Source organism: Kitasatospora sp. NPDC003701, from assembly GCF_053587085.1.
The window spans coordinates 142,460-163,783 of sequence record NZ_JBSFNM010000002.1 but is presented as its reverse complement, the minus strand read 5'-3'; the positions used below and the strand labels follow the sequence as shown (position 1 = coordinate 163,783).

The window sequence follows — 21,324 nt, the reverse complement described above, 5'->3', positions numbered from 1 at the left end:
GAGCGCCGGGCCGACCGCGCCCACCCGGCAGCGCCGCACCGGCGCCGCCGGACCCCGAGGGCGAGCGAAAAGAGGTGCGCGATGGACCGCTGTGTCGTCCTGGTGGACGCCGGTTACCTGCTGGGCGCCGCCGCCAGCCTGCTCGCCGGTGACCCGTCCCGGTCCCGCGTCAGTGTCGACCACACCGCGCTCATCACCGCCCTGCGCGAGCGCGCCGAGGCCGAGACCGGTCTGCCGCTGCTGCGGATCTACTGGTTCGACGCCGCCCCCGACCGCCGCCCGATGCCCGAGCACCGCCGGCTCAGGGTCCTGCCGCGGGTCACCGTCCGGCTCGGCGCCCTCACCCGGGCCGAGGGCCGCTGGGTGCAGAAGGGCGTGGACGCCGCGATGCACGCCGAGCTCTCCGAACTCGCCCGCAACCGGGCCTGCGCCGACGTCGTACTGATCACCGGCGACGGGGACCTGCTGCCCGGCATGATGTCCGCCAAGGAGCACGGCGTGGTCGTCCACCTCTGGGCGCTGCAGGCCGCCGACGGCGACTTCAACCAGTCCGAGGACCTGGTCGGCGAGGCCGACGAGCGGCGGGTGCTCGACCGGGAGTGGATCGAGGGCTCCTTCAGCCTGCGGGACACCGCCAGCGCCTTCCCCGCCCCCGGGCCCCGGCACGAGATCGCCAAGATCCTGGCCGCCCCGCCCGCGGCCGTGGCGTCCGCCGTCCGGCCCGCCGCCGTGCCCGCGTCCGCCGAGGTGCCGGTGGCGAACGGGCGCTCCGCCGGGGCGGCCACCGCGCTCAAGGTCGTCCCCACGCCCAAGGACCTCGCCGGGCGCGCCGTCGCCCCGCAGCCCGCCACCGCGGCGCAGCCCACCGGCCCGGTGCTGCGCTGGTCCTCCGACCGGGGCTGGGTCGAGCGGCCCGCCGCCGAGCCCGCCGTCACCGCCGGGGACGGCCTGCCCACCCTCGCCCAGCTGACCACCGCCGAGCAGCGCTGGGCCGACCGCGAGGAGGACATCACCACCATCGGCGGCGACGCGCACGAGGTCGGCCAGGTGTTCGCCCGCCGCTGGACGGAGCGGCTCGGCGACGTCGAGCGGCTCACCGTGCTCTGGCCCGACTACCCGCGCATCCCGCACCGGGTCGACGGCGAGCTGCTCCGCTACGCCGCCCGGTTCGGCCTGCTCGCGCACAAGGACGACCAGATCGACGAGCACGACCGGTACGCCATCCGGGCGGGATTCTGGAAGGAGCTGGCGGGCCGCGTCCCCGGTGGCGACCTCGTCGTCGACGACTGACCGGCGTTCCCGTTTCGGGGGATCAGGCCCCCTTGTCCGGTTACCGGCGTCCACCGCGTAGAGTCTTCGCTCGTGAGCGAGGGCAAGGAGCGGAGCGTCGACAGGGACGCCGTCCGCGAAGCGACCGCTCAGTGGAGCGAGGCGGGCGGATGAGCGAGACGGCCGGGCGGGCACCCCGGGAGGCCTCGCCGTGCTGTGCCGTACGCGACCTGGTCAAGACGTACCGCTCCGGGCGCGGCGCCGGTGCCACCGGGATCCGGGCCAACGACGGCATCAGCCTGACCGTGCGGCAGGGCGAGATCTTCGGACTGCTGGGGCCCAACGGGGCCGGCAAGTCCACGCTGGTCCGCCAGCTCACCGGACTGCTGCGGCCCGACTCCGGCTCCATCGAGCTGCTCGGCCACGACGTCGTCCGCCACCCCGAGCGGGCCGCCCGGCTGCTGGGCTACCTCGGCCAGGAGTCCACCGCGCTGGACGAGCTGACCGTCGCGCTCGCCGCCGAGACCACCGGCCGGCTGCGCGGCCTCAGCCGGGCCCGCGCCCGGGCCGAGGCCGCCGACGTGCTCACCGAACTCGCCCTGGAACCGCTCGCCCACCGCCCGCTCGCCAAGCTCTCCGGCGGCCAGCGCCGGCTGGCCTGCTTCGCCGCCGCGCTGGTGGGGGAGCGGCCGCTGCTGGTGCTGGACGAGCCGACCACCGGCATGGACCCGGTCGCCCGGCGCGCCGTCTGGAGCGCCGTCGACCGCCGCCGGGCCGAGCGGCGGACCACGGTGCTGCTGGTCACCCACAACGTGATCGAGGCCGAGACCGTGCTGGACCGGGTCGCGGTGGTGGACGAGGGCCGGGTGATCGCCTGCGACACCCCCGGCGGGCTCAAGGCACTGGTGGACGGCGACGTCCGGCTGGACCTGGTCTGGCGGGACGAGGCGCCGATGGCGGTGCCCGCGGTCGCCGCGCTCGCCGAGCGGGCCGAGCGCACCGGCCGGCGCTGGACCGTGCGCACCACCCCCGAGCGGGCCCGCGAACTGGTCGCCGCCGTCACCACCGGCCCGGCCTTCGCCGCGCTGGACGACTTCACCCTGGCCACCCCGAGCCTTGAGGACGCCTACCTCAAGCTGGGCGGCCGCCATGGAGGACTGGCCAAGTGACGCTGCTCTCGGTGCCGCCGCAGACCGCCGGGCCCGTGGACGGCGGGCCCGCCCCGCTGGCCCCCGCCGCCCGGCTGCTGCCCGCGCTGGCCGCCGTCTACCGGGCGCAGCTGGCCCGGGCCAAGGTGGCCCGCATCCCGTTGCTGTTCGTGGCGACCTTCCAGTCGCTCGGCATCCTGGTGATGATGCGCGGCGTCGTCGACCCGGGGCAGACCTCGGCCGCGCGTTCGGTGGTGGCCGGCTCCAGCGTGCTGGTGGTGGCCTTCGTGGCGCTCAACCTGCTCGCCCAGTACTTCGGCCGGCTGCGGGCCACCGGCGGACTCGACCACTACGCGACGCTGCCCGTCCCGGCCGCCTCGGTGGTGCTCGGCGCGGCCGCCGCGTACGCCTCGTTCACGCTGCCGGGCACCCTGGTGACGGCCGTCGCCGGGGCGTGGATGTTCGGGCTCCCGATGGGGCAGCTCTGGGTGCTGCTCGCGGTGGTGCCGCTGGCCGGGGCGGCGCTCTCCGGGCTCGGCGCGGTCTGCGGGCTGCTGGCGCCCAAGCAGGAGATCGCCACCATGCTGGGGCAGCTCGGCATGTCGGCGGCGCTGCTGCTGGGCGTGCTCCCGGTGGACCACCTGCCGCAGCCGGTGCTCTGGCTGCGCGACCTGCTGCCCTCCACGTACGGCGTGGAGGCCTTCGCCCGGACCTTCGCGGCCGACCCGGACTGGGCGGCGGTGGCGGGGAACCTGGCGGTCTGCGCCGGGGTGGGTGTGGTGTCGCTGGCGGCGGCCACCTGGGCGTACCGGCGGGCCACCACGCGCTAGGAGCCGCCCGGGACCGCGCCCGGCCCGGGCCGGGCGCACGGGTGCCGGGTCCGTTCGGACGGCGATCGTGAAACGATGGGCCCGTGACCGTACCGAACACACCTCCGGATCCCCTGCGCGCCGCCGCGGATGCCGCCGCTCCTGGTCCGGCCGCCGGCCCGAACCCGTACGCGCCGCCGCCCGTGGACCAGGCCGTGCTGCGTGCCGCGGACCGGCGGGCGCCGCTGGAGCGGCTGCTGCCCGAGCTGAAGGTCGGTGCGGTCACGGTGCTGGCCTGTCTGGCGCTGGGCCTGGTGATGGCGGCGCTCTGGGCCTGGCTGGCGCCGAAGGTGCCCCTGGTGGTCGACGGCAACAAGATCCTCTACGGCGACCCGGAGGGCGAGCAGCGGGCCGGCGCCGACAGCGTCTTCGTGCTGATCGGGCTGGGCATGGGCATCGTGACCGCGCTCGGCGCGTTCCTGTTCACCCGGCGGCGCGGCGGCGGGATCGCGGTGGCGATCGCCCTCGCGACCGGCGGCCTGCTGGCCTCGTTGGGCGCCTGGGGCCTGGGCCGGCGGCTCGGTCCGGCGAGCGACCTGGTCGCCGAGGCCCGGCGGGTCGGCAACGGCGGCCACTTCGACGCCGACATCGACCTCGGGGCCTACGGCGCGCTGCTGGCCTGGCCGATGGCCGCGATGGTGGTGCTGCTGGCGCTCTCGGCCGCCTTCGGCAAGCGCGAGGAGGACCCGCCGCCGTACTGGGCGGGCCCGTACGGCGTGCAGCGGCCCGCGGACGGGCAGCCGGGTGCCGGCCCGGTGACCGGCGGGTCGTTCCACCCGGGCCCGGCGGACCGGCCGCACCCGGGCGACCGGCCGCCGGAGGACCGCACGCCCTGACGGCGCACCGAGCGGGGCGGGCGGCGCCCGTCCGGTTGCCCCGGCGGTCAGCGGCCGATCGGGGCGGTCAGCGCGCCGGTGAGGCCGACCAGGTCGGCCGGGGCCAGCTCGACCTCCAGCCCGCGCCGGCCGGCCGAGACGTACACCGTGGTGTGGCCGAGCGCGCTGTCGTCCACCACGGTGCGCAGCGGGCGGCGCTGGCCGAGCGGCGAGATGCCGCCGAGGACGTAGCCGCTGCTGCGCTCGGCGGCCGCCGGGTCCGCCATCGCGGCCCGTTTGCCGCCGACGGCGGCGGCGAGCGCCTTGAGGTCGAGCTGGCCGGCCACCGGGACGACGCCCACGGTGAGCACGCCGTCGACGTCGGCGACCAGCGTCTTGAAGACCCGCTCGGGCGGCACGCCGAGCACCTCGGCGGCCTCGCCGCCGTAGGAGACGGCGGCCGGATCGTGCTCGTAGGAGTGCACGGTGAACGCCACCGCGGCGTTCTCCAGGGCGACGGTGGCGGGCGTGCCCCCGCCGCCCCTCTTCGGCTTCCTGGCCATCGGGACCTCTTCGAACGGGTGGGTGGGCGTGGTCAGTTGGGGCTGAACGACTGGCGGGTCAGATCGACCGCGGGGAGCGACGGCAGCCAGCTGAGCACCGCCGTCTCGCGGCGCAGCAGCTCCAGCTCGGTGGTCAGCCGTCGGGCGGTGTCGGGGCAGGCCAGCAGCTCCTGCTTGACCGGCGTCCCGAAGACCGAGGCGGCGGCCACCAGGTAGGAGAGCACCTGCGGGTCGTCCGGCAGCTCCTGGCGGCCGACGGTGCTGGCCTCGCGGGCGCCGGCCAGCCGCTTCTGGTACGCCCGGAAGGCCCGCTCCACGCCGGCGGCCAGCGCCCCGGCGCCCTCGCCGGGCAGCTCCTCGATCGGCTCGATCTCGCCGCTCAGGTACGGGCCGCCGGTGTCCACCGAGCGCAGCCGGAACCGGGTGGTGCCGGTGACCAGCAGCTCGTACCGGCCGTCCGGCTGCTCCTGCGCCGAGGCGACGTCGGCCACGCAGCCGACGTGGTACAGCGCCTCCAGGGGGTCCCCGGTGACGGTGCCCAGACCGTCCAGCGGCCCGGCCGGACCCTCCTCGGGGCGGACCGGGGCGACCTCGCGGCCGTCCTTGATGGCGAGCACGCCGAATCGCCGCGGCTGGTCCTCGGGGAGGGCGAGCAGGTCGGCGACCAGACGGCGGTAACGCTCCTCGAAGATGTTCAGGGGCATCACCAGGCCCGGGTAGAGCACGGAGTTCAGCGGGAAGAGCGGCAGCCGTTCTGTCACGGCGCACAGCGTAGTTCCCCGAGCGGTGGATACGCCCGGAGGTTATCCCCGCTGGAGCATCCGGCTGGCCCCGGCGGCGACGGTGGTGGCCAGGACCCAGCCGACGACCACCAGGCCGGAGGCGACCCACTGGGCGGTGCCGCCGGGGTTCCAGCCCTGCTGGCCGAGGTCGACGACCGGCAGCAGCTGGCCCAGCGCGTACAGCACCGGGTTCCAGTGCGGGCGCTCGTCGGCCTTGAGCGGCTGGAGTTCGTGGGTGGCGAAGTAGACGCTGCCCAGCGCCCAGGCGAGCAGCAGCCAGAGCGCGGCCCGGCCGGGGCGGAAGCCGTAGCCGACGGTGACGTCCTGGATCCGGCCCCAGAGCCGGGCGGGCAGCGGCAGGGTCTGCCGGCGGCGGCGCTGCTTGGCGTACAGCACCTCGCGGGCGTCGTCGTCGGCGCCGTCGCGGCGCAGGGCGGCGGCCAGCTGCTCGTAGGACTCGGGCTGGAACTCCACCGCGGAGCCCTCCAGCCAGGCGATCCGCTGCTGGATGCCGAACGGGGCCGCCGGGCGCAGGCACTCGTAGGTGAAGCCGGTGAGGCCGAGGTGCTTGCCGTGCGGCCAGGAGTCGGGGGCGTCGACCAGGTTGCCCACCTTGGCGCGCGAGAGCGAGACCTTGCCGGTGGGCGGGGTGCGGCAGGTGAAGCGCAGCTCGGGGGTGTGGATGCGGCGCAGCGCCAGCTCGTCGTCCGGGCCGAGGTGGAACTCGGCGTCGGCGATCAGGCAGGCGCTGTCGAAGCGGCTGTCGGAGAGCCGGACGGCGCCGTGCGCGCGGAACGGCGTGCTGGGGGAGCCGGCCGGGACGACCTGGCCGTAGCCGGAGCCGTAGTACGACCCGGAGGAGGACCAGCCGCCGTCCGCCGAGCCGCTGAGGTACAGGGTGTGGCCGACGGTGATGCGGACGGCGTTGAGGGCGACCTTGTTCTCCGGCACGGCGTACAGCTGGGCGCCGCGCAGCGAGAGCCGGCCGCCGATCCGGGCGGTGCGCAGGCTGACCTCGCCGCGGGACTCCAGCCGGTCGGCCTCGAAGTCCTGGCTGACCGCCATCCCGTCGGCGGAGAGCGCCCGGCCGAACCGGTCGCCGCCGAGGACGGCCTGGTTGAGCAGCAGGTCGGTGCCGATCCGGGAGTCGGTGAGCCGGATGCCCTGCGGTATCCGGCAGCGGGCCAGGTGCAGGTCGCCCGAGGTGGTGAGGCGGGAGGCCTCCAGCCGGGGTATCAGGCAGCTGACGAAGCGCAGCGTGCCGGCGTCGGCCTCGGAGATCAGCACCTTGCGCTCGAAGCGGCAGTCGCGGATCTCGACGTAGTGGCCGATGCTGCCGCCGGCCAGCACCAGCGGGCCGGTGACCCGGGCGCCGGTCAGCTTGAGGGCGGCGACCCGCCCGGGGGCGGCCGGCGGGCCGTCCAGCAGCAGGTGGGCCAGGACCTCGGCGCGGACGGTGCGCCCGGGGCCCCAGGGCTCGTCGCCGAAGGGGTCGTCCAGCGGGGTGCCGGTGGGCGGGCCGTCGGGGCCGGGACGGGTGTTGGAGGGGGCCTCCCCGGGCTCGGCGCCGCCGGTCCGCAGGTCGTACACCTCGCCCTGGCGGAACGCCTCCCAGAGCCCCTGCTCGGTCCGCGTCCAGTCGTCCGGCGCACGCTCCGCCATCGTTCCCCCGTCTCCCCCGGTCGTCTCGCCTTTCGTATCACGGACTGAAATGCGGGGCCGCCGGTTCCGGCCACTCCTTACACTGGGTGGCGTGATCTCTCGAATCGACCTGCGCGGCTCGCTCGACGACCCGCGTGACCTGCTGCCCCGTGCCGACTTCGACGTCGCGGCCGCCCTGGAGACGGTGCGCCCGATCGCCGAGGACGTGCATCATCGCGGGGTCGCGGCGGTGATCGACATCACGGAGCGTTTCGACGGCGTGCGGCTGGAGTCCACCCGGGTGCCCGCCGAGCAGCTCACCGAGGCCCTGGCGGCGCTGGACCCGAAGGTCCGCGCCGCACTGGAGGAGTCGATCCGCCGCGCCCGCCTCGTCCACGCCGACCAGCGCCGGACCGGGCACACCACCCAGGTGGTGCCGGGCGGCACGGTCACCCAGCGCTGGGTGCCGGTGGACCGGGTCGGCCTGTACGTGCCGGGCGGCCTCGCCGTCTACCCGTCCTCCGTCGTGATGAACGTGGTGCCCGCGCAGGAGGCCGGGGTGACCGGCATCGCGGTGACCTCGCCGCCGCAGAAGGCCTTCGGCGGCCGGGTGCACCCGACGATCCTGGCGGCCTGCGCGCTGCTCGGCGTCACCGAGGTGTACGCCGTCGGCGGCGCCCAGGCGGTCGCCATGTTCGCGCTCGGCACCGAGGAGTGCGAGCCGGTGAACATGGTCACCGGCCCGGGCAACATCTACGTGGCCGCGGCCAAGCGCTACTTCGCCGGCCGGATCGGCATCGACTCCGAGGCCGGCCCGACCGAGATCGCCGTCCTCGCCGACGACAGCGCGGACCCGGTGGACGTCGCCGCCGACCTGATCAGCCAGGCCGAGCACGGCCCGACCTCGGGCTCGGTGCTGGTCACCGACTCGCCCGAGCTGGCCGAGGCCGTCGAGGCCGAGCTGAAGACGCAGGTCGCCCGGACGAAGCACAGCGAGCGGGTGGCCCGGGCGCTGGGCGGCCGGCAGTCCGGCATCATCCTGGTCGACGACCTGACGCAGGGTCTGGCGGTGGTGAACGCCTACGCCGCCGAGCACCTGGAGATCCAGACCCGGGACGCCCACGCGGTCGCCGCCCGGGTCCGCAACGCGGGCGCGATCTTCATCGGCCGCTGGACCCCGGTCTCGCTCGGCGACTACGCGGCCGGCTCCAACCACGTGCTGCCGACCGGCGGTTGCGCCTGCCACTCGGCGGGGCTCTCCGTGCAGACCTTCCTGCGCGGCGTCCAGGTCGTGGAGTACGACCGGGAGGCGCTGGCCGGCATCGCCGCGCACGTCGTCAACCTGGCCGACGCCGAGGACCTGCCGGGCCACGGCGACGCGATCAAGGCACGTTTCGTCGGCGACGAACAGTACTGGCAGAGCGACTGGAGTGTGCCCGGCGCATGAAGATCGACGATCTCCCCATCCGTGACGAGCTGCGCGGCCAGTCCCCGTACGGAGCACCGCAGCTGGACGTCCCCGTCCAGCTGAACACCAACGAGAACCCCTACCCGCTGCCCGCGGAGCTGGTGGCCCGGATCGCCGAGCGCGTCGCCGAGGCCGCCCGCGACCTCAACCGCTACCCCGACCGGGACGCGGTCGAGCTGCGCGAGGGCCTGGCCGGGTACCTGACGCGGACCACCGGCTTCGGGCGCACCCGCGAGCAGGTCTGGGCCGCCAACGGCTCCAACGAGATCCTGCAGCAGCTGCTCCAGACCTTCGGCGGCCCCGGCCGCACCGCGCTCGGCTTCGAGCCCTCCTACTCGATGCACGCCCTGATCTCCCGGGGCACCGGCACCGGCTGGATCTCCGGTCCGCGCAACGAGGACTTCACCATCGACGTGGACGCCGCCGTCGAGGCCATCGCCGAGCACCGGCCGAACGTCGTGTTCATCTGCTCGCCGAACAACCCGACCGGCACCGCCGTCGCCGCCGACGTGGTGCTGCGGCTGTACGAGGCCGCGCAGGCCGCCCGGCCCGCCCTGGTGATCGTGGACGAGGCGTACGTCGAGTTCTCGCACCGCGCCTCGCTGCTGCCGCTGCTGGCCGGCCGCCCCAACCTGGTGGTCACCCGCACCATGTCCAAGGCCTTCGGCGCGGCCGGCCTGCGCCTGGGCTACCTGACGGCCGACGCCGCCGTGGTGGACGCCGTCCAGCTGGTCCGGCTGCCCTACCACCTGTCGGCCGTCACCCAGGCCACCGCGCTGGCCTGCCTGGAGCACACCGACACCCTGCTCGGGTACGTCGGCCGGCTCAAGGCCGAGCGCGACCGGCTGGTCGAGGCGCTGCGCGGGCTGGGCCTGGAGGTGACCGACTCGGACGCCAACTTCGTCCAGTTCGGCCGCTTCGCGGACACCCACGCGGTCTGGCAGGCCATCCTCGACCGGGGCGTCCTGGTCCGCGACAACGGCGTCCCCGGATGGCTGCGCGTCACCGCCGGCACCCCTGCCGAGAACGACGCCTTCCTGGCCGCCGTCTCTTCAGTGATCAAGGAGCTGTAACCCCGTATGTCCCGTATCGGACGCGTTGAACGCACCACCAAGGAGACCTCGGTCCTGGTCGAGATCGATCTCGACGGCACCGGCCGGACCGACATCTCCACGGGCGTCGGGTTCTACGACCACATGCTCGACCAGCTCGGCCGCCACGGCCTCTTCGACCTCACCGTGAAGACCGACGGCGACCTGCACATCGACACCCACCACACCATCGAGGACACCGCCCTCGCCCTGGGCGCCGCCTTCAAGCAGGCGCTCGGCGACAAGGTCGGCATCTACCGCTTCGGCAACTGCACGGTGCCGCTGGACGAGTCGCTCGCCCAGGTCACCGTGGACCTCTCCGGCCGCCCCTACCTGGTGCACACCGAGCCGGAGCACATGGCGCCGATGATCGGCAGCTACGACACCACCATGACCCGGCACATCCTGGAGTCCTTCGTGGCCCAGGCGCAGGTCGCCCTGCACGTCCACGTGCCGTACGGACGCAACGCGCACCACATCGTGGAGTGCCAGTTCAAGGCGCTGGCCCGGGCCCTGCGCTACGCCGCCGAGCGCGACCCGCGCGCGGCCGGCATCCTCCCGTCTACCAAGGGTGCGCTGTGAGCAAGTCCGCGATCGTCCTCCTCTTCGTCGGCCTCTTCCTGGCCGGCGGCGTGATCTCGTTCTGGAAGCAGAAGATCCCGAAGGGCGTCATCGCCGTGCTCGCCATAGGCTCGGTGCTCTGCCTGGCCTCCGGCCTGATGCGCCTCTAGCGCCGCGCGCGGACAGCGCCGTACAGAGCCGCTTAGGAACAGCCGAGAGACTTGGACACCTGAACATGGGCAAGAACGTCGTCGTACTCGACTACGGGTCGGGCAACCTCCGCTCGGCCCAGCGCGCCGTCGAGCGCACCGGCGCGACCGTCACCGTCACGTCGGACTTCCAGGCCGCGATGGACGCGGACGGCCTGCTCGTCCCCGGCGTCGGCGCCTTCGAGGCCTGCATGCGCGGGCTGAAGGCCGTCCGCGGGGACTGGATCATCGGCCGCCGCCTCGCCGGCGGCCGCCCGGTCATGGGCATCTGCGTGGGCATGCAGATCCTCTTCGAGAAGGGGGTCGAGCACGGCGTGGAGACGGCCGGCTGCGACGAGTGGCCGGGCAGCGTCGAACCGCTGGACGCGCCGATCGTCCCGCACATGGGCTGGAACACCGTGGACGCCCCCGAGCAGAGCCGGATGTTCGCCGGCCTCGACGCCGACACCCGCTTCTACTTCGTGCACTCCTACGGGGTGCGCCGCTGGGAGCTGGAGGTGCACAGCGCGCGGATCAACGCCCCGCTGGTCACCTGGGCCACGCACGGGCAGCCGTTCGTCGCGGCCGTCGAGAACGGCCCGCTCTGGGCCACCCAGTTCCACCCCGAGAAGTCCGGCGACGCCGGCGCCGCCCTGCTGACCAACTGGGTCAACACCCTCTGACGATCTGAGAGTTGTCACCATCATGAGCCGCCTCGAACTGCTCCCCGCCGTCGACGTCCGGGACGGCCAGGCCGTCCGCCTGGTCAAGGGCGCCTCCGGCACCGAGACCTCCTTCGGCGAGCCGCTCGCCGCCGCCCTCGCCTGGCAGAACGCCGGCGCCGAGTGGCTCCACCTGGTCGACCTGGACGCCGCGTTCGGCACCGGCAGCAACCGCGACCTGCTCCGCGAGGTCACCGCCGCGCTGGACATCAAGGTCGAGCTGTCCGGCGGCATCCGCGACGACGAGTCGCTGGCCGCGGCCCTCGCCACCGGCTGCACCCGGGTCAACCTCGGCACCGCCGCCCTGGAGAGCCCCGAGTGGGTCGCCAAGGTCATCGCCGAGCACGGCGACAAGATCGCCGTCGGCCTGGACGTGGTCGGCACCACCCTGCGCGGCCGCGGCTGGACCCGCGACGGCGGTCAGCTCTTCGACGTGCTGGCCCGCCTCGACGCCGAGGGCTGCGCCCGCTACGTCGTCACCGACGTCAACCGGGACGGCACCCTGACCGGCCCCAACCTGCAGCTGCTGCGCGACGTCTGCGCCGCCACCGACAAGCCGGTGGTCGCCTCCGGCGGCGTCTCCTCGCTGGACGACCTGCGCGCCATCGCCACTCTCGTCGGCGAGGGTGTCGAGGGTGCCATCGTGGGCAAGGCACTCTACGAGCAGAAGTTCACCCTCGAAGAGGCCCTGGAGGCGGTTTCAGGATGACGGAACGTCAGATCGTACGCGGTCGGGTGGCCGGGTTCTCCCCCTGGGAGGACGAGTTCGGCTACTCGCGGGCGGTCGCCGCGGGAGACCATGTGCACGTGGCCGGCTCCACCGCCTGGGTGGACGGGAAGATCGAGCACGAGGGCGACCCGTACCTGCAGACCCTCGCCGCGTTCGGCGTCGGCCTCCAGGCCCTGGCCGCGTACGGTCTGACGACGGACGACGTGGTCCGTACCCGGATGTACATCACCCACGCCCGCGACGCCGACGAGGTGGGCCGCGCCCACCGCAGCCTCTTCGACGTCGTCCGCCCGGCGGCCACCATGGTGGTGGTCGACGGCCTGATCGACTCCCGGATGATGGTCGAGGTCGAACTCGACGCCTACCGCGCCGGGCTCGCACGCACTCTGGAAGGCAAACAGCCGTGACCCTCGCCGTACGTGTCATCCCCTGCCTGGACGTCGACGCCGGGCGGGTGGTGAAGGGCGTCAACTTCCAGAACCTGCGCGACGCCGGTGACCCGGTCGAGATGGCCAAGCTCTACGACGCCGAGGGTGCCGACGAACTGACCTTCCTCGACATCACCGCCTCCTCCGGCGACCGCGAGACCACCTACGACGTGGTCCGCCGCACGGCCGAGCAGGTCTTCATCCCGCTCACCGTCGGCGGCGGCATCCGGGCCGTCGACGACGTGGACAAGCTGCTGCGGGCCGGCGCCGACAAGGTGGGCGTCAACACCGCGGCGATCGCCCGCCCGGAGCTGGTCCGGGAGATCGCGCAGCGCTTCGGCCGCCAGGTGCTGGTGCTGTCGGTGGACGCCCGGCGCTGCCCGGAGGGCACCGAGACCGCCTCGGGCTTCGAGGTCACCACCCACGGCGGGCGCCGGGGCACCGGCCTGGACGCCGTCGAGTGGGCGGGCCGCGCGGCCGAGCTGGGCGCGGGCGAGATCCTGCTCAACTCGATGGACGCGGACGGCACCAAGGACGGCTACGACCTGGAGCTGATCCGGGCCGTCCGCAAGAGCGTCGCCGTCCCGGTGATCGCCTCCGGCGGCGCCGGCAAGCTCGCCGACTTCGCCCCCGCCGTGGAGGCCGGCGCCGACGCCGTGCTGGCCGCCAGCGTCTTCCACTTCGGGGACCTGCGGATCGGCGAGGTCAAGGACGCGCTGCGGGAGGCCGGGCACCCCGTCCGCTGATCCCCCGCCCGTGCCGTCCCCACCCGCGGGCGTGGACGGCACGGGCGGCCGCGGTCAGGACTGCTGCCGCGGCTCGCCCTTGATCAGCGCGAACGGCGCGCCGAACGGGTCCGCCAGCCAGGCGATCCGGCCGACCTCCGGGACGTCCTCGGCGGGCATCAGCACCGTGCCGCCGGCCGCCTGGGCGCGGCCGACCAGCTCGTCCACCCGCTCGGTGGCGAAGTACGGCGTCCAGGACGGCGGTTGGCCCTCGCCCATGACCGGGGCGATGCCGCCGAAGCTGGTGGCCTGCTGGTCGCCGGCGGCGGTGGAGAGCACCAGGTAGGTCATCCCCGGGGCCGGGAACTTCTCCGAGCGCCAGCCGAACACCGCGCGGTAGAAGCCGAACCCGGCCTCCTGGTCGGTGGTGTGCAGCTCGGACCAGACCAGCGCGTTGTCGGTGGACACCGCGTCCAGGCCGGTGGTCGTGCCCGCCTGCCAGATCGCGAACTGCGCGCCCTGCGGGTCGGTGAGCTGGGCCATCCGCCCGGCGTCCATCACGTCGAACGGCGCGGCCCGGACGGTGCCGCCGGCCTGCTCGACGGACTTGGCGGTGGCGTCCGCGTCCGGGGTCTTGAAGTACGTCGTCCAGGCGGACTTCGCGCCCTCCTCGGTGAGCGGCCCGATCGCGCCCACGGTCTTGCCGTCGGCCTGCAGGAAGCCGTAGCCACCCGCCTCCGGGCCGAGCCCCTGGAACGTCCAGCCGAACACCGCGCCGTAGAAGGCGGCGGCGGCCGCCGGATCCGGGCTGCCGAGGTCGATCCAGCAGGGCGAGCCGGTGGGAAAGTCGGTGGTGAGCATGAGGTGGTGCTCCTTCGACGGGAAAGACGGCCGGGCGGCTTTGCGAAGGCGCGGCCGCGCCTCTTCCCGGCCCGTTGCGAGTCTGCACCCCACCACCGACATCCGCAGCCGGGGCGGCCGCGGGCCCGTTCCCGCGGCCGTTCCCGCCGCTGCCGCTACGACCGGGCCGACGGCAGCGGGAGCACGTGGTGCAGCGCGGCGACGGCGTCCGGCGGGCCGTCCACGGACAGCTCGGTGCGGGCGCCCCGCCCGTGGACGAACAGCAGCAGCTCGCCCGGCTCGCCGGTGATCCGCACCGTCGGCGCCCCGGCGGGGCCGACCGTCAGGCTCTGCCCGTCCGGGCGGCGCAGCTCCAGCCGGGCGGGGGAGCGCCGGCCCGCCTCCAGCCGGGCGAGCAGCGGCAGACGGCGCCAGAGCGCCTCGGCCCGCCCGGGCGGCACCGGCTGCGCCCGCCACGATTCGCCCGCCCGGAGGACGTCCTCGGCGTGCACGAAGTACTCCACCGTGTTCGCCGCCTCGTCGGCCCCGGGCAGGGCGAAGGGCGAGAGCAGCGGCGGCCCCGAACGGAACGACCGCAGCAGCTCCTCGTACGGGCGCGCGGCGTAGCCGCTCTGCACCCGGTGGGTCCAGCCGGCCAGGGCGCCGACCCGGATGCCGGCCGCGGCGTCCGGTCGGTGCTCGCGCAGCACCAGGTGGGCGGCGAGGTCCCGGGTGGTCCATCCGGCGCAGAGGGTGGGCGCGTCCGGTCCGGCGGCGGCGAGGAGTCCGGCCAGCCGGTGGCGCTCGGCGAGGGCGTGGTTCGACATGCGGAACAGCCTAGGGGGCGGGTCGTCAGCGCAGGTGCCCGGAGAGCCGGACGCCGCCCGGGCGGTTGCTCGCCGTCAGGGTGCAGGTGAAGTCCCGCCAGCCCTGCTGGTAGTAGGCCGCCGACGGGCCGAAGGGGTAGCCGTAGTACGGGCCGCCGCCGCCCTGGCGGGCCTCGGCGGCGGCCTGGACCGCCTGGCAGCCCTCCCGCATCGCCTTGCTGATCTGGCTGTCGCCGGTCAGGCCCTCCGGGAGCAGCAGGTCGGCGATCGCCTCACCGTCGTGCTCGCCCTCGCAGGGGCGCGCCTCCGGCTTGGTCACCGTCTTGTTCAGCTGCGGGTGGTCGAAGCAGGAGCCCACCGGGAAGAAGGTGTACGGCACCACCCTGGTCGCCGTCGGGGACGGCGTGGGCGTCGGGGTGGGCGTGGGTGCCGGGGAACTCGTGGTGGGAGCGGGCGGCGGCGGCAGCGCGGCGGGCTTCTTCTCGGGCCAGAGGAGCACGGTGGCCACCACCGCGAGCAGCACGGCCAGCACGGCCGAGACGGCGAGGACCAGGCCCCGCGACGGACGGGAGGCGGCTTCGGGCGGCTGCTCGGAGGTCATGGCCACGAGAATGGCCCACTCCGGGGCCCGACGGCAGGCGGTTGGCACAACTCGTACGAGCAGACCGGGCCGGGTGGGGCGGGGGCTCGGCTAGGCTCGCCCCGGCACGACACGATCCCAGGAGTTTCGGATGCGCGTCGGAATCACCGGTCACCGCGGCCTGTCGGGTGGCATCACCGAGATGCTGGTCCGCGGGGACCTCTGGAAGCTGGTCACCACCTTCGGCCCCTACGAGCTGGTCGGCGTCACCTGCGCCGACGAGGGCCCGGAGAGCTGGTTCGCCCGGTCCGTCCTGGAGCACGGCGGCAAGCTGGAGGTCATCGTCCCCGCCGGGGCGCCGCCGGTGGGCCGCGCCGATGACCGGCACCGGGGCACCAGGCTGCGGCTGATGAACGAGGCCAACGCCATCCACCGGCTCGCCGCCGTCGAGCACGGCGGACTCGGCGACGACACCGCGCTCGCCCTGGTCGGCATGGTCGACGAGGTGATCGCGGTCTGGGACGGCGAGCCCGGCAGCGAGCCGGCCCGGGTCGCCGAACTGGCCCGGCGGGCCGGACTCTACGTCCACCGGATCTGGCCGCAGGGCTGCGAGCGGGGGAACTAGGGGGGTGTCAGGCCCGCCCGTGTCCGGGGTGGGCGGCGGCCCGGTGGCCGGGGCGGGGCTGACACAATGGCCCCATGTCCACCACACCCGCCGCCCCCGGCTCCACCGCCCTGGCTCCCGAGATCGCCGCGCGGCTCAAGCGCACCGACGACGGCCTGCTCCCGGCCGTCGCGCAGCAGTACGACACCGGCGAGGTGCTGATGCTGGGCTGGATGGACGACGAGGCGCTGCACCGCACCCTCACCACCGGCCGCTGCACCTACTGGAGCCGCAGCCGCCGGGAGTACTGGGTCAAGGGCGACACCTCGGGCCACGTCCAGCGGGTCGTCTCGGTCGCGCTGGACTGCGACGGCGACACCCTGCTCGTCAAGGTCGACCAGAGCGGCGCCGCCTGCCACACCGGCGACCGCACCTGCTTCGACGCCGACGTGCTCCCGCTCGCCTGACCCCCACAGCCCACCACGACCAGAAGGTGCCGCTCGCCATGGACCTCGAAGCCTTCCGCAAGCTCGCCGTCGACACCCGGGTCATCCCGGTCACCCGCAGGCTCCTCGCGGACGGCCTCACCCCGATCGGCCTCTACCGCAGCCTCGCCGGCGAGCGCCCCGGCACCTTCCTGCTGGAGTCCGCCGAGCAGGGCCGCAGCTGGTCCCGCTACTCCTTCGTCGGCGTGCGCAGCGCCGCCACCCTGACCGCCGGCCCCGACGGCAACGCCCGCTGGCTGGGCACCCCGCCGGTCGGCATCCCCACCACCGGCGACCCGCTCCAGGTGCTGCGCGCCGCGCTGGAGGCGCTGCACACCCCGCGCCGCACCGACGACGGCCTGCCCCCGCTGACCGGCGGCCTGGTCGGCTACCTCGGCTACGACGTCGTGCGCCGGCTGGAGAAGCTGCCCGACCTCAACCCGGACGACCTGCGCCTGCCCGAGCTGACCATGCTGCTCGCCACCGACCTCGCGGTGCTCGACCACGTCGACGGCACGGTGCTGCTGATCGCCAACGCGGTCAACCACAACGACCTGTCCAGCGGCGTCGACGAGGCCTACGCGGACGCGGTGGCCCGCCTCGACGCGATGGAGGCCGACCTCCTCAAGCCGGTCGACCCGGGCCTCGCCACCTTCACCCCGGCCGGCCCCGGCGAGGTCCGCTCGCCGTTCGGCGGGGAGCCGTACCGGGCGGCCGTGGAGGACATCAAGGAGCGGATCCGGGCCGGCGAGGCCTTCCAGGTGGTGCCCTCGCAGCGGTTCGAGGCGCCCTGCCCGGCCTCCGCGCTGGACGTCTACCGGGTGCTGCGCACCACCAACCCGAGCCCGTACATGTACCTGTTCCGCTTCCCCGGCCCGGACGGCGGCGCCGAGGGCGCCTTCGACGTGGTCGGCTCCAGCCCCGAGGCGCTGGTCAAGGTCACCGAGGGCGAGGCGATGCTGCACCCGATCGCCGGCACCCGGCACCGCGGTGCCACCCCGCACGAGGACGCCGAGCTGGCCGCCGAGCTGCTCGCCGACCCGAAGGAGCGGGCCGAGCACCTGATGCTGGTCGACCTGGGCCGCAACGACCTCGGGCGGGTCTGCGAGCCGGGCAGCGTCGAGGTGGTCGACTTCATGCAGGTCGAGCGGTACAGCCACGTCATGCACATCGTCTCGACGGTCACCGGCAAGGTGGCGCCCGGCCGGAGCGCGTTCGACGTGCTGACCGCCTGCTTCCCGGCCGGGACCCTCTCCGGCGCGCCGAAGCCGCGCGCGATGCGCATCATCGAGGAGCTGGAGCCCACCCGCCGGGGTCTGTACGGCGGCTGCGTCGGGTACCTGGACTTCGCCGGGGACTCCGACACCGCGATCGCCATCCGGACCGCCGTGCTGCGCGACGGCACCGCCTACGTCCAGGCGGGCGCGGGTGTGGTCGCCGACTCGGACCCGCACGGCGAGGACACCGAGTGCCGCAACAAGGCCGCCGCCGTGCTGCGCGCCGTGGCCACCGCCAACACCCTGCGCACGCCGACGCTCTAGGAGCTGGGAGGCCACGATGCCGGACGAGCAGCAGTCCACCGGGTCGGCCTGGGACGTCCTGGCGGGCGTGCGGTTCCCGCCCGGCCACCGGGTGGAGATCACCGCCGGGAAGGTCACCATGACGCCGCGCACGGCCGCGTCGGCGGCGGTCGTGCGGGCCGTCGCCGCGCAGGCCGGGGAGCAGTCGGCCGGGCACGGCACGGTGCTCACGGAGGCCGTCGTGGACTTCCCGTCCGCGCGGTACGGCTACGCGCCGGACGTGGCCCTGATCGCCCCCGGCGCGCGGCCCGGCGCCCGGGGCCGGTTCGGGTGGCGCGACCTGGAGGCGGTGCTGGAGGCCGTCCCGCGCTCCCAGCAGGACGACGACTTCGTCCGCAAGCACCGCTTCTACGCGGAGTGCGGGATCCCGCTGTACGTGCTGGTGGACCCGGCGGGCGCGGTCTGCACGGTGTACAGCGCGCCGCAGCCGGCCGGGACCTACCGGGAGGCGGAGCGGGTGCCGTTCGGCAACGACGTGTTCCTGCCGCTGGCGGAGCGGACCCTGGTGCTGCGGACCGACGACTTCCCGGTCGAGTCGCCGACCCCGGGTGCGGAGCCGGGCGGCGGCCGGGGGATAGTGGACGGGTGAGCGTTCCTACCCCGCCCCGTGCCGAAGCCGTATCCGCCGCCCCCGCCAAGGCCGGGCGGCGGACGCTCGGCCTGATGCTGCTGACGACCCTGCTGGGCGCGGTGCTGGTGCTGACGGCCGTCGGCCGGGTCTGGGCCGACGGCAAGGTGGCCGGCTCGGCCGCCGGGACGCTGGAGGTGTCCGCCACCGGCAGCCGGATCTCGGAACTGCCCGGCGGGCTGGCCCTGGTGGCGCTGGCGGCGGCGCTGGCGGTGTTCGCGGTGCGCGGCGCCGGACGGGTCGCGGTCGGCGTGCTCACCCTGCTGGCCGGCCTCGGGGCGGCCGCGACCGCGGCCGCGGGGGCGGGCGACAGCGCCGCGCTGGACAGCGAGGCGGCCCGCAAGCTCGCGCTCTCCGGCACCACCGCCACGGAGGTCGCCCACACCGGCTGGCCCTGGGTGGCCCTGCTCGGCGGGCTGCTGCTGGCCCTGGCCGGGCTGCTCGTGGTCCGGTACGGGCGGAGCTGGCCGGCCATGGGCAGCCGCTACGACGCACCCACCCGGACGGCGCCGGCGAAGGCCCCCGAGACCCCGGCGGACCTCTGGAAGGCGCTGGACCGCGGCGAGGACCCGACCGCGGTCTGATCCGGACCGCGCGGCCGGACCGACCCCGCGGCGGCACCGGTCGTACGGCCGCGGCGACCCGGCGGCCGGTGTGACCCGATAGACGAGCACCCCCTTTGGGGCGGCGCCGTGTGGCCCGGCACAATGGAACACGTCAACCCGCCAGGGGCCCGCGGGCCCGGCCGGGCCCCGGAGAACCAAGGAGCACCGCAGATGTCGGCAGCAGCACACGGCCACAACCCCGCCGCCTGGACCGGCGTGACCATCTCCTTCGTCGGCTTCGCGATCGCGGGCGTGGCGATGATCCTCCCGTCGGTGCCGGTGGTCTGGGGCGGCCTGGCGGTCGTCCTGATAGGCGGCGTGGTCGGCAAGGCCATGTCGATGGCCGGCATGGGCAAGCAGCCCAGCCCGCACTTCGAGACCGTCGAGGACCGGACCGCGGCCGCCGCCGTCACCGCCTGACGCACTCCGTCGCACGGTCGAACGGCGGGCGCACGCCCGCCGTTCCGTCTGTCCGGCCGGGGGGCTCCGCCCGTCCGCGGCCGTTTCGTTTCACCCGCGGGACGCGCCGGACCGGCACAATCGGGGGCGTGAACGCCGCCCCCTCCGTTTCCGCCCGGCCGCCCGTGCTGCGCCGGCTCGGTCCGCCGCTGGCCGCCCTGGCCGCGGTGACCGTCCCCACCGTGTACCTCGCGGTGGTGGACCCGAACGCCCCCGGCCACTACCCGGCCTGCCCGTTCCTGACGGCCACCGGCTGGTGGTGCCCGGGCTGCGGCGGCCTGCGCTGCGTCCACGCCCTCGCCCACGGCGACCTCAGCGGCGCGCTGCACGACAACGCGCCGGCGGTGCTGCTCTTCGCGGTGCTGGCGGTGCTCTGGGTGCGCTGGGTGTGGGCCGCGGTGACCGGCGGTCCGGGGCCCCGGCTCGCGCTCGGCGCCCGGCGCTGGGTGCTGATCGGCCTGCTGCTCCTGGTGTTCACGGTGGTGCGCAATCTGCCCGTCGGCGCGGGTCTGGCACCACCCCTGATCTGAGCGACCGGCCGGTACCGGCGCGGTGTGGGCGCGGTGAAGCCGCAGTTGGGAGGCGTGTCGGGGGGCGTCCGTTCCGCGAGACGCGCGCCGGGTGGATGCGCCTCGCGCTCCCCGGTGCCGATACCATCGAAGGGCCGGCGGGCCCATTGGCCGTCCGGCTCCTCGCTAGCAGAACTAGCAGAAATGATGGGGGCGCTCGCGTGAGTGTGCTCGACTCGATCATCGAAGGGGTCCGCGAGGACCTCGCCGAGCGGCAGGCCCGGGTCTCGTTGGACCAGCTCAAGGAGCTCGCCGCCAAGGCCCCGGACGCCAAGGACGGCGTCGCCGCCCTCAAGGGCGACGGTGTGCGGGTGATCTGCGAGGTCAAGCGCTCCAGCCCGTCCAAGGGCGCACTGGCCGCGATCGCCGACCCGGCCGCCCTGGCGACCGACTACGCGGCCGGCGGTGCCGCCGCGATCAGCGTGCTGACCGAGCAGCGCCGCTTCGGCGGTTCGCTCGCCGACCTGGACGCCGTCCGCGCCGCGGTGGACACCCCGCTGCTGCGCAAGGACTTCATCGTCACCGCCTACCAGCTGTGGGAGGCCCGCGCGCACGGCGCCGACCTCGCGCTGCTGATCGTCGCCGCCCTCGACCAGCCGGCCCTGGTGTCGCTGATCGAGCGCGCCGAGTCGATCGGCCTCACCCCGCTGGTCGAGGTGCACGACGAGGAGGAGATCGCCCGCGCGGTGGACGCCGGCGCGAAGATCATCGGCGTCAACGCCCGCAACCTCAAGACCCTCGAGGTGGACCGCAACACCTTCGGCAACATCGTGCACGCGATCCCGGACGGCGTCGTCAAGATCGCCGAGTCCGGAGTGCGCGGCCCGCTGGACGTGATCTCCTACGCCAACCTCGGCGCCGACGCGGTGCTGGTCGGCGAGTCCCTGGTGACCGGCCGGGACCCGCGCGCCGCGGTGGCCGACCTGGTCGCGGCCGGTGCCCACCCCGCCCTGCGGCACAAGGACTGACCCCGCCGCCATGAAACTCGCCTCCCGTCTCGCCCCCGGCTGCCGCCCGCGCGGCTGCCGCGCGCCCGCACGCCGGGTGCTGGGCAGGCGGGTGCGCTACGTCATCGGCTGCGAGCCCGGGCAGGTGCAGGGCCGCCGATGGCGCAGGACGCACGGCTGATCCAGCCGTTCCGACGTCA

General features: G+C 74.8%; 27 protein-coding genes. 21 read left to right on the top strand and 6 right to left on the bottom strand.

What is annotated here, in order from left to right; genetic code table 11:
• Positions 1–81: 81 nt before the first annotated feature.
• The 4 genes from ACWDRR_RS02890 (at position 82) to ACWDRR_RS02875 (ending at position 4,122) form a co-directional block, all read left to right on the top strand.
• Positions 82–1,290 (top strand): NYN domain-containing protein, encoded by a 1,209-nt coding sequence (locus ACWDRR_RS02890; RefSeq protein ID WP_449770387.1) that lies wholly within the window; start codon positions 82–84, stop codon positions 1,288–1,290.
• A gap of 149 nt (positions 1,291–1,439) precedes the next feature.
• Complete coding sequence (locus tag ACWDRR_RS02885) at positions 1,440–2,438, top strand: ABC transporter ATP-binding protein (protein WP_449770386.1); 999 nt, start codon at positions 1,440–1,442, stop codon at positions 2,436–2,438.
• Entirely contained in the window at positions 2,435–3,247 is an 813-nt protein-coding gene (locus ACWDRR_RS02880) for an ABC transporter permease (RefSeq protein ID WP_449770385.1), read from the top strand. Before ACWDRR_RS02885 ends, ACWDRR_RS02880 begins: the two co-directional genes overlap by 4 nt.
• Positions 3,248–3,330: 83 nt before the next feature.
• Positions 3,331–4,122 carry a hypothetical protein gene (locus tag ACWDRR_RS02875; protein ID WP_449770384.1) on the top strand — a complete coding sequence of 264 codons (792 nt, stop codon included), beginning with the start codon at positions 3,331–3,333 and terminating at the stop codon, positions 4,120–4,122.
• Between the two features lie 47 nt (positions 4,123–4,169).
• Here the strand turns inward: ACWDRR_RS02875 and ybaK are convergent, their stop codons facing one another.
• Genes ybaK through ACWDRR_RS02860 form a run of 3 tightly spaced genes read right to left on the bottom strand, consistent with a single transcriptional unit; the run spans position 4,170 to position 7,108 of the window.
• Complete coding sequence (gene ybaK, locus ACWDRR_RS02870) at positions 4,170–4,664, bottom strand: Cys-tRNA(Pro) deacylase (RefSeq protein ID WP_449770383.1); 495 nt, start codon at positions 4,662–4,664, stop codon at positions 4,170–4,172.
• 32 nt (positions 4,665–4,696) lie between these two features.
• Complete coding sequence (locus tag ACWDRR_RS02865; protein ID WP_449770382.1) at positions 4,697–5,425, bottom strand: LON peptidase substrate-binding domain-containing protein; 729 nt, start codon at positions 5,423–5,425, stop codon at positions 4,697–4,699.
• Between the two features lie 42 nt (positions 5,426–5,467).
• The gene (locus ACWDRR_RS02860; protein WP_449770381.1) at positions 5,468–7,108 is read right to left on the bottom strand and encodes an oxidoreductase; all 1,641 of its coding nucleotides are present in this window, start codon (positions 7,106–7,108) and stop codon (positions 5,468–5,470) included.
• Positions 7,109–7,199: 91 nt separating this feature from the next.
• On the opposite strand from ACWDRR_RS02860, the gene hisD reads away from it, so the two are divergent.
• The 8 genes from hisD to hisF all read left to right on the top strand — a co-directional run bounded on the left by hisD (position 7,200) and on the right by hisF (position 13,021).
• Complete coding sequence (hisD, locus tag ACWDRR_RS02855; RefSeq protein WP_449770380.1) at positions 7,200–8,534, top strand: histidinol dehydrogenase; 1,335 nt, start codon at positions 7,200–7,202, stop codon at positions 8,532–8,534.
• On the top strand, positions 8,531–9,628 hold the full coding sequence (locus tag ACWDRR_RS02850; protein ID WP_449770379.1) for a histidinol-phosphate transaminase: 1,098 nt from the start codon (positions 8,531–8,533) through the stop codon (positions 9,626–9,628). Before hisD ends, ACWDRR_RS02850 begins: the two co-directional genes overlap by 4 nt.
• 6 nt (positions 9,629–9,634) lie before the next feature.
• Entirely contained in the window at positions 9,635–10,228 is a 594-nt protein-coding gene (gene hisB, locus ACWDRR_RS02845) for an imidazoleglycerol-phosphate dehydratase HisB (RefSeq protein WP_449770378.1), read from the top strand.
• Complete coding sequence (locus tag ACWDRR_RS02840) at positions 10,225–10,377, top strand: hypothetical protein (RefSeq protein ID WP_329487225.1); 153 nt, start codon at positions 10,225–10,227, stop codon at positions 10,375–10,377. Before hisB ends, ACWDRR_RS02840 begins: the two co-directional genes overlap by 4 nt.
• 65 nt (positions 10,378–10,442) lie before the next feature.
• On the top strand, positions 10,443–11,078 hold the full coding sequence (gene hisH / locus ACWDRR_RS02835) for an imidazole glycerol phosphate synthase subunit HisH (protein ID WP_449770377.1): 636 nt from the start codon (positions 10,443–10,445) through the stop codon (positions 11,076–11,078).
• 22 nt (positions 11,079–11,100) lie between these two features.
• A complete protein-coding gene (gene priA / locus ACWDRR_RS02830) occupies positions 11,101–11,826 on the top strand; it encodes a bifunctional 1-(5-phosphoribosyl)-5-((5-phosphoribosylamino)methylideneamino)imidazole-4-carboxamide isomerase/phosphoribosylanthranilate isomerase PriA (protein WP_360633292.1) in 726 nt (241 codons plus the stop codon).
• A complete protein-coding gene (locus ACWDRR_RS02825) occupies positions 11,823–12,254 on the top strand; it encodes a RidA family protein (protein WP_449770376.1) in 432 nt (143 codons plus the stop codon). The genes priA and ACWDRR_RS02825 overlap by 4 nt, the downstream gene beginning before the upstream one ends.
• Positions 12,251–13,021, top strand: a complete 771-nt coding sequence (gene hisF / locus ACWDRR_RS02820; RefSeq protein WP_449770375.1) for an imidazole glycerol phosphate synthase subunit HisF — start codon at positions 12,251–12,253, stop codon at positions 13,019–13,021. Before ACWDRR_RS02825 ends, hisF begins: the two co-directional genes overlap by 4 nt.
• Positions 13,022–13,075: 54 nt before the next feature.
• Here hisF and ACWDRR_RS02815 read toward each other — a convergent pair whose 3' ends face one another.
• From ACWDRR_RS02815 to ACWDRR_RS02805, 3 genes are all read right to left on the bottom strand, one after another.
• Positions 13,076–13,861, bottom strand: coding sequence for a VOC family protein (locus tag ACWDRR_RS02815; protein WP_449770374.1), 786 nt, complete (start codon positions 13,859–13,861; stop codon positions 13,076–13,078).
• Between the two features lie 155 nt (positions 13,862–14,016).
• Entirely contained in the window at positions 14,017–14,667 is a 651-nt protein-coding gene (locus ACWDRR_RS02810) for a TIGR03085 family metal-binding protein (RefSeq protein WP_449770373.1), read from the bottom strand.
• Positions 14,668–14,692: 25 nt separating this feature from the next.
• A complete protein-coding gene (locus ACWDRR_RS02805; RefSeq protein ID WP_449770372.1) occupies positions 14,693–15,268 on the bottom strand; it encodes a hypothetical protein in 576 nt (191 codons plus the stop codon).
• A 130-nt stretch (positions 15,269–15,398) separates the two neighbouring features.
• On the opposite strand from ACWDRR_RS02805, the gene ACWDRR_RS02800 reads away from it, so the two are divergent.
• The 9 genes from ACWDRR_RS02800 to trpM all read left to right on the top strand — a co-directional run bounded on the left by ACWDRR_RS02800 (position 15,399) and on the right by trpM (position 21,305).
• Positions 15,399–15,872 (top strand): hypothetical protein, encoded by a 474-nt coding sequence (locus ACWDRR_RS02800; RefSeq protein WP_449770371.1) that lies wholly within the window; start codon positions 15,399–15,401, stop codon positions 15,870–15,872.
• Between the two features lie 74 nt (positions 15,873–15,946).
• Complete coding sequence (gene hisI / locus ACWDRR_RS02795; RefSeq protein ID WP_329487216.1) at positions 15,947–16,318, top strand: phosphoribosyl-AMP cyclohydrolase; 372 nt, start codon at positions 15,947–15,949, stop codon at positions 16,316–16,318.
• A 38-nt stretch (positions 16,319–16,356) separates the two neighbouring features.
• On the top strand, positions 16,357–17,877 hold the full coding sequence (locus tag ACWDRR_RS02790; RefSeq protein ID WP_449770370.1) for an anthranilate synthase component I: 1,521 nt from the start codon (positions 16,357–16,359) through the stop codon (positions 17,875–17,877).
• 16 nt (positions 17,878–17,893) lie between these two features.
• Complete coding sequence (locus tag ACWDRR_RS02785) at positions 17,894–18,505, top strand: Uma2 family endonuclease (RefSeq protein WP_449770369.1); 612 nt, start codon at positions 17,894–17,896, stop codon at positions 18,503–18,505.
• Positions 18,502–19,128, top strand: coding sequence for a TIGR02234 family membrane protein (locus tag ACWDRR_RS02780; protein WP_449770368.1), 627 nt, complete (start codon positions 18,502–18,504; stop codon positions 19,126–19,128). The genes ACWDRR_RS02785 and ACWDRR_RS02780 overlap by 4 nt, the downstream gene beginning before the upstream one ends.
• A gap of 192 nt (positions 19,129–19,320) precedes the next feature.
• Entirely contained in the window at positions 19,321–19,569 is a 249-nt protein-coding gene (locus ACWDRR_RS02775; RefSeq protein ID WP_449770367.1) for an HGxxPAAW family protein, read from the top strand.
• A 128-nt stretch (positions 19,570–19,697) separates the two neighbouring features.
• Entirely contained in the window at positions 19,698–20,138 is a 441-nt protein-coding gene (locus ACWDRR_RS02770; RefSeq protein ID WP_449770366.1) for a DUF2752 domain-containing protein, read from the top strand.
• A gap of 200 nt (positions 20,139–20,338) precedes the next feature.
• Positions 20,339–21,145 carry an indole-3-glycerol phosphate synthase TrpC gene (trpC, locus tag ACWDRR_RS02765; RefSeq protein WP_449770365.1) on the top strand — a complete coding sequence of 269 codons (807 nt, stop codon included), beginning with the start codon at positions 20,339–20,341 and terminating at the stop codon, positions 21,143–21,145.
• Positions 21,146–21,155: 10 nt separating this feature from the next.
• A complete protein-coding gene (trpM, locus tag ACWDRR_RS02760) occupies positions 21,156–21,305 on the top strand; it encodes a tryptophan biosynthesis modulator TrpM (RefSeq protein WP_387880437.1) in 150 nt (49 codons plus the stop codon).
• Positions 21,306–21,324 lie beyond the last annotated feature (19 nt).